4 protein-coding genes and 1 pseudogene are annotated in these 6,927 nt (G+C 77.4%); 4 read left to right on the top strand and 1 reads right to left on the bottom strand.

The annotated features are described in order from the left end of the window. Positions 1–3,705: type I polyketide synthase (locus tag IE330_RS37325; protein WP_229926212.1), on the bottom strand; the 3,705-nt coding region annotated here is incomplete at its 3' end. 587 nt (positions 3,706–4,292) lie between these two features. On the opposite strand from IE330_RS37325, the gene IE330_RS37320 reads away from it, so the two are divergent. The 4 genes and pseudogenes from IE330_RS37320 to IE330_RS37305 form a co-directional block, all read left to right on the top strand. Continuing rightward, a complete protein-coding gene (locus IE330_RS37320; protein WP_190140630.1) occupies positions 4,293–5,435 on the top strand; it encodes an SDR family oxidoreductase in 1,143 nt (380 codons plus the stop codon). A gap of 315 nt (positions 5,436–5,750) precedes the next feature. Then, positions 5,751–6,356, top strand: a complete 606-nt coding sequence (locus IE330_RS37315) for a DUF6230 family protein (protein WP_190140629.1) — start codon at positions 5,751–5,753, stop codon at positions 6,354–6,356. Then, positions 6,347–6,739 (top strand): DUF6114 domain-containing protein, encoded by a 393-nt coding sequence (locus IE330_RS37310; protein ID WP_229926211.1) that lies wholly within the window; start codon positions 6,347–6,349, stop codon positions 6,737–6,739. The genes IE330_RS37315 and IE330_RS37310 overlap by 10 nt, the downstream gene beginning before the upstream one ends. Beyond that, a pseudogene (locus tag IE330_RS37305) lies at positions 6,736–6,927 on the top strand (hypothetical protein); the annotation flags it as partial. The gene IE330_RS37310 and the pseudogene IE330_RS37305, both read left to right, overlap by 4 nt.

Below are 6,927 nucleotides of genomic sequence, written 5' to 3'. Positions count from 1 at the left end.
GACGACGCGCCCGGCGCGGTCCCGGCAGGCCTCGGCGAGCGCGGCGGGTGCGGGCAGGGGCGAGGGCGCGCAGGGTTCGTCGTCGTGGGGCGCGGCGCGCAGCACGGTGTGGCTGACGGTGAGCGGCGCCCGGTGGGCGGCGGCGAAGCGGCGCAGGCGGCAGCCGTCGAGCCGGGCGGTGACGGTGCCGTCCGGGTCGCTGAGGGTGAGGTCCCAGCAGACCTCGTCCTCGGTGCGGGACCGCTCGCGGACGAGGACGGTGCCGGTGGGAGCGGGCGGCTGCCAGACGCGGACGGCGTCGACGGAGGAGGGCAGGAAGCACCGGCCGTCGGCGACGTGGTCGGCCAGCAGCGGGGCCCCGGCCTGCAACGCGCCGTCCAGCAGCCCCGGGTGCACGGTGTACGGGTCGGCGGGCCGGTCGCAGGCGTAGTGGGCGAGGACCTCGCCGTCGCCGACGCGCAGCTCGGTCAGGGTGCGGAAGGAGGGGCCGTAGTCGAGTCCGGCGCGGGCGCAGTCGCGGTAGTGGGCCTCGGCCGCGATCCGCCGCGGGAACCGGTCGTCGCCCAGGTCCGCCGCGGCCGGGCGGGCCGGCTGCGGACGGACGAGGGCGCGGACGCGGGCGCGGACGTGCGGGCGGGGCTCCGGTGAGTGCTCGTCGGTGCTGGAGATCAGCAGGGTGCCGTCGTCGGGGTCGAGGGAGGTCTGCACGCGCAGGGCGGAGGTGTCGGGCCAGGGCAGGACCAGGACGGCCTGGATGTCGAGGTGCTCCACCTCCACCGGGCCGCCGAGCACGGCCCGTCCGGCGGCCAGGGCCAGTTCGACGTGGCCGGTGGCGGGCATGACCACGGAGCCGGCCACCTTGTGGTCGGCGAGCCACGGCGTCAGCACGGCGTCCGGGGCGCCGGACCACACGGGGGCGGGCGCCCGGCCGCGGACGCCGAGCAGCGGGTGCTCCAGCGCTCCGCCGGCCCAGGCCTCCTTCGCGCCGCTCCAGTGCCGCCGCCGCTGCCAGGGGTAGGCGGGCAGCTCCACGACCCGTCCGCGGCGCGGGAAGTAGCGGGCCAGGTCCGTGCCGGTCCCGGCCGCGAGCAGGGCGGCGCGGGCGGCGGCCAGGCCCTGGCGGCCGTCGTGGTCGCGGCGCAGGGTGTCCAGGACGGCGGTGCGGACCTGGCGGCGGGCGCGGGTGAGGCGGCGCAGGTAGCCGCGGAGCACCGGGTGCGGGCCGATCTCCAGGAACACGTCCGCGCCGCCGTCCAGGGCGTCCTCGACGGCGGCGGCGAAGGCGACCGGCTCACGGACGTTGCGCCACCAGTACTCCCCGTCCAGGGCCTGGCCCGCGAGGCGGGAGCCGGTCACCGTGGAGTGGTACGGCAGCAGCGCGCCGTCGGGCCGGAGGCCCTTCAGCGCGGCGGTCACCTCGGCCTCCTGGCCGTCCATGGCGGCGCTGTGGAAGGCGTAGTCGAGTCCGAGGTCGCGGAAGAAGACGCCGCGCTCCGCCAGGCCGCGGCCGAGGTCGGCGAGGGCGCGCGGGTCACCGGCCAGGGTGGTGTCGTCGGCCGTGTTGATCCCGGCGATCTCCAACCGGCCGCCGTACGGGGCGATCTCGCGCTCCGCGTCCCGCACGCCGAGGCCCACCGCGGCCATCCGCCCGCGCCCGGCGGTGGCCGCCTGCGCCCGGCTGCGCACCGCGATGACCTCCGCCGCCTGCGCCAGGCTCAGCGCGCCGCAGGTGTGGGCGGCGGCCACCTCGCCCACGCTGTGCCCGAGCACCAGGGACGGCTCCGCGCCCTGCTCCCGCAGCAGCGCCACGACGCCCGACTGGAGGGCGAACAGCAGCGGTTGGGCGACCTCGGTCGCGTCGATGCGCCACTCCTCCGCCGGGCGCCGGAACTCCTCGGCCACGGACCAGCCGAGCGCGGGCCGCAGCTCCCGGTCCACGGCGTGCACCGTCTCGCGGAAGAGGGGCTCGTGGGCGTACAGGTCGGCGCCCATGCCGGGCCATGCCGCGCCGTTGCCGGAGAACACGAAGGCCACCTGACCGGCCTCGACGGCCTCCACCGGCACGTGCGCGTCGTCCCGCCGCAGCCGCGCGGCGGCCTCGGCGGCGCTGTGGGCGAGGACGGCGGTGCGGTACGGGTGCCGGGCCCGGCGGCGGCACGACGTGTAGGCCAGGTCGTAGAAGTCGCCCTCGTCGGCGGCCTCCAGACGCGCGGCCGTCCGGGACACCGCCTCGTCGAGGGCCTCGCGGGTACGCGCGCTCACCAGCACGGGCAGCCCCTCCGGCGGGCACACGGGGACGGCCGAGGCCGGGCCCGCGGAAGCTGCCGACCCCCGGTCCGCGGAAGCGGCCGACGACAGGTCCGCAGAGTCACCCGGCCCCCGCCCCGGCTCCGGCCCCGGCCCAGGCGGGTCCGCGGGTGGCGCCTCGGCCAGGATGACGTGGGCGTTGGCGCCGCCGAAGCCGAAGGAGTTGACCCCGATGACCGCCCGGCCGCCCGCGGGCAGCGCCCGCTCCTCGGTGACGAGGTCCAGGCCGAGGCCGGTGAAGTCGATGTCCGGGTGCGGCACCTCGGCGTGCAGGGTGGCGGGGATGCGGCGGTGGCGCAGCACCAGCAGCGCCTTGCAGATCCCCGCCATGCCGGAGGCGGGTTCCAGGTGACCGAGGTTGGTCTTGACCGAGCCCAGCGGCAGCGCCCCGTTGATCCTCCGCACCCCGAGGGCGCGGCCCACGGCCTCGGCCTCGGCGGGGTCGCCGACCGGGGTGCCGGTGCCGTGCGCCTCGAAGTAGACCAGCTCGTCCGGGTGCACCCCGGCGGTGGCGTACGCCTGCCGCAACAGGGCCTCCTGCGCGCGCGGGTTGGGCAGGGCGAGGCCCATGGTGCGGCCGTCGCTGTTGCCGGCGCTGCCCAGGACGACGGCGTGCACGCGGTCGCCGTCGGCGCGGGCCCGCTCCAGCGGCTTGAGCAGCAGCACCCCGCCGCCCTCGGCGCGTACGAAGCCGTCCGCGTCGGCGGCGAACGCGGCGCAGCGGCCGCGCCGGGAGAGCATCGAGGCCTGGGAGAAGCCCACGTAGTGGTAGGGGCTCAGGAGGATGTTGGCGCCGCCGCACACGGCGAGGCCGCTGGTGCCCTCCCACAGCGTGTGGCAGGCCCGGTCGAGCGCCACCAGCGCGGACGAGCAGGCGGTGTCCACGGCCATGCTGGGCCCGCACAGGTCGAAGGCGTGGGAGAGCCGGTTGGCCGCGATGGACGAGGCGGCGCCCGCCATGGTGTACGCGTTCACCGACCGCATGTCGAGGAACTGGAGGGGCCCGTACGAGGCGTCCGAGATGCCCACGTACACGGCCGTGTCGCTGCCCGCCAGGGCGGCCGGGTCGACGGCGGCGTCGTCCAGGGCCTCCGCGGTCAGCTCCAGGAGCAGCCGGTGCTGCGGGTCCATCTGCGCGGCCTCCTTCGGGGAGATGCCGAAGTAGGCGGCGTCGAAACCGGCGACGTCGTCGAGGAACCCGCCGGCCGCGGTGTAGCTCTTGGCGGGGCGCGGCACCACCGGGTCCACGAACCGCTCGGGCTCGAACCGGTCGGGCGGCATCCGCCCGACCACGCTGCGCCCTTCGCTCAGCACCCGCCACAGGCCGGCGAGGTCGTCGATGCCGCCCGGCAGCCGGCAGGAGACCCCGATGACGGCGATGGCTCGTTCGTCGGGCACGGCGCAGTGGTCCATGGTGCGGCCTTCCGCGGGAGGGAGTACGGGCCGACAGCCCGTGCCGACCTCAACAGCAGCACGCACCGTAGCCGTTCAACTACTTTCAGTGAAAAGGGTGGACGGGGGACGCGGTCGTACGCCTCTCCGGCGCGACGGGCTCCCGCACGGGCGGGCGAACCCCCGCCGTGCACCGGCCGTACGCCCCTCCGGCCCGACCACCACCCGACCACCGCCCGGCGGCAGCCCGACGGCGGCCCAACACCGGCCCGACACAGGCCCGGCACCAGCCCAGCACCGGCCCCACGACCGCGCGGCGCACGCCCGGTTCACCCGAAGCGGTGGCCTCCCCGGCGCGGCCCCCGGTGCACTCGTTCGCGCGGTACCGGCGACCGGGCCCCGGCACGGGGCACCTCCACCCGCGCCGGTGCCTCTAGCGTGGGCCCCGCGCGGCCGGTGCCGGTCCCGCCTGACGCCCGGTCGGCGCCACACCCCCGCCAACCCGTGAGCCTGACGCCCGGTCGGCGCCACTCCCGCCAACCCGTGAGCCGGGCACCCGACTCGGGTGCCCCTCCCCCGCCGAGGAGCCACCCGTGTCCATCCTGCTCACCGGAGCCACCGGCTTCGTCGGCTGCCGCGTCCTGCGCGAACTCCTCGCCGACGACAGCGACGAACCCGTCACCGTGCTGGGGCGCGGCACCCCGGACGCGCTGCGGGCGAGGGTGGAGGCGACCGCGGCCTGGCTGACGGACACCCCGCCGCGGCCGGGCGCCCTGGCACGGCTGCGCTACGTCTCCGGGGACATCGAGCGGCCGGACCTCGGCCTGTCGGCGGCGGACCGCGCGCGCACCCTGGACGGTCTGCGGGAGGTCTGGCACAGCGCGGCCCTGCTCAACTTCATGGACGCCCCGGCCCTGTTGCACCGCGCCAACGTGCAGGGCACCCGCCATCTGCTGGACCTCCTGGAGGCCGCGCCCGCGGCGGAGCTGCGCCACATCAGCACCGCCTACGTCGCCGGGCGCCGGAGCACCGGGCACGTCCTGGAGGACGACCTGAGCGAGGACAGCGGCTTCATGTCCCGGTACGAGGAGAGCAAGTACACGGCCGAACGCCTCCTGCGCGCCTGGTCGGCCGCGACCGGCCGGGCGGTCACCGTGCTGCGTCCGAGCCTGCTGGTCAGCGACCGGCCCGCCCCCGAGGGGCTGCCGGGCCAGCCGGTGGACGTGCTCGTCCGGCTCGTCGACCAGGTGGCGAACGGCTGGACCGCGCGCGGCCACGGCCTGGCGGAGCTGCTCAGGGGAGGCCTGCGGGGCGACCGGGTCCGCGTGCGCGTGCAGGCCGACCCCGAGGGCACCCTCAACCTGCTCCAGGTGGATCACGCGGCCCGCGCCATGGTCCGGGCCGCGGCCGCGCCCGCCGACGGCCCCGCCCGGGTGCGGACCCTGCACGTCACGCACCCGCGGGAGACCCCCTTCCGGACCGCGCTGGACGCCCTCGCGACGCGCTACCCCGGCCTCTCGCTGAGCGTGCACGCCGAGGTCGGCGCCCCCACCCGGCTCGAACGGACGCTGACCGAGGAGACCTGGCGCCACCTGCCGGGGCTGAGCACCCTGCGCCGCACCTACGACCGCACGGGCTTCCTCAGGGCCGTCGGCGACCTGCCCGAACCCGACCCCGTCGACCGGGCCTACCTGGCGCGCGCCTTCAGCCGTACGGAGCTGCCGACGGCCGTGTAGCGCCCGACCGGTCGCCGACCGGCGCCCGACCGGCCCCGGGCCAGGACCGGGTGCGCGGCGCCGGCCGTCCGACGAGGTGCCGGACGCCCGCCGCAGGGACGCTTCGCCCGCACGGGGCAGGATCCGGCTCCGCCGTGTCGTAGTCAGGCCCCGGATCGTTCTCCTTCCATGATCTCAGGACGGCGGCCGGGCGCCCGGCCTGCTCACCGGCACCCCGGCCCGGAGGCCGCGCGGCCCGCGGACCGCCGTCGTTCCCGGCCCTTCGGGGGCCGGAAGTACCTCGACGGTCCGACGGGACGGGAAGCAGGAGCGCGGATGGCGGGTGGCAGACACAGAACGGAGAAGCCGGGCACGGACTGGCGCCGCTTCGCCCTGGCCGGCACAGTCGGCCTGGTGCTCGCGGGCGGGACCGTGGCGGCGACGACGGCGACCGCGGCGGTCCCGGTCTACTTCGCCGTCTCGGGCAGCACCTTCACCGTGACCGCCGACACGCTGCGCGGCCGGGACGCGGTGCAGTACGCCTCCGTCGCGTCCGGGACGGACGAGAAGCACCCGGTGGCGGTGGCCTCGATCGCCGACGCCACGCTGACCAACCTCTGCCAGTCCTCGGTCACGCGGACCCCGCTGGGCGCGGTCACGCTCACCATCCGCACCGGCGAGAACCGCTCCGTGCACGCCCGCGACCTGGTCATCGACCTCCAACGGCTGGACGGCGACCTGCGCTTCAAGCAGGTGCGCATGGGCCAGGACGCCAGCACCCTCGGCGCCGGGCCCCGCGCGCAGCAGGGCGCCTACGGGCAGCAGGCACGCCGTCTGGACATCGACGACGTCAAGGTGCGGGCCTGGTCGGTGGCCGCCGCCACCTTCGAACTCGCCGACGCCAGCATGTCGATCCGCCCCGGAGCCCACCCGTGCGCGTGACCTCCCCGCCCGTGCGCGCGACCTCCCCGCCCGCCGCCGGCCGGACGCTGCGCGGCCGTCCGCTGCCCGCGGCCGCCCTGTTGGCCGCGGCCGGCGCCGAACTCGCCTACCTCCCGCTCGGGCGACCGACCCTCCTCGCGCTCCAGGGGCCGGGCGCCACGTCCTCCCTCATGATCGCCGGTGGGCTCCTGTGCGTGTCCGTCGTACTCCTGTACCGGCCGCGCAGGGCCCGCGTCTGCGGGGTGGCGGGGATGCTGCTCGGCCTGCTGTCCTGCCCGCTGGCCAACTTCGGCGGCTTCCTCGTCGGGATGCTCCTCGCGGTCCTCGGCGGGGCCCTCGCGTTCGCCTGGCGGCACCCCGCCCCGGCGGGCGGGACGCCGTGACGGCCCGCACCCGTTGGGCCGCCGCCCTGCTGCTCCTCGCGGCCGCGACCGCCGCCGCCGCCCAGCCGCACCAGCCCCTCGCCGCCGCACCCCTGGCCGACCCGGTGGCCGAACCGGCCCCGGCGACCACGACGGCCCCGGCCCGGGCGCCCGGCACCCCCCGGCCGCCCGGCCACCCGAGCCGGGCC

Source organism: Streptomyces longispororuber (assembly GCF_014656095.1).
GTDB lineage: Bacteria > Actinomycetota > Actinomycetes > Streptomycetales > Streptomycetaceae > Streptomyces > Streptomyces longispororuber.
The sequence above is the reverse complement of the archived record's forward strand: the minus strand, read 5'-3'. Positions and strand labels throughout refer to the sequence as shown.

Coding starts and splice junctions, on each gene's coding strand:
- IE330_RS37315 (WP_190140629.1), top strand. CDS start 5,751: ATGGCGGGTGGCAGACACAGAACGGAGAAGCCGGGCACGGACTGGCGC.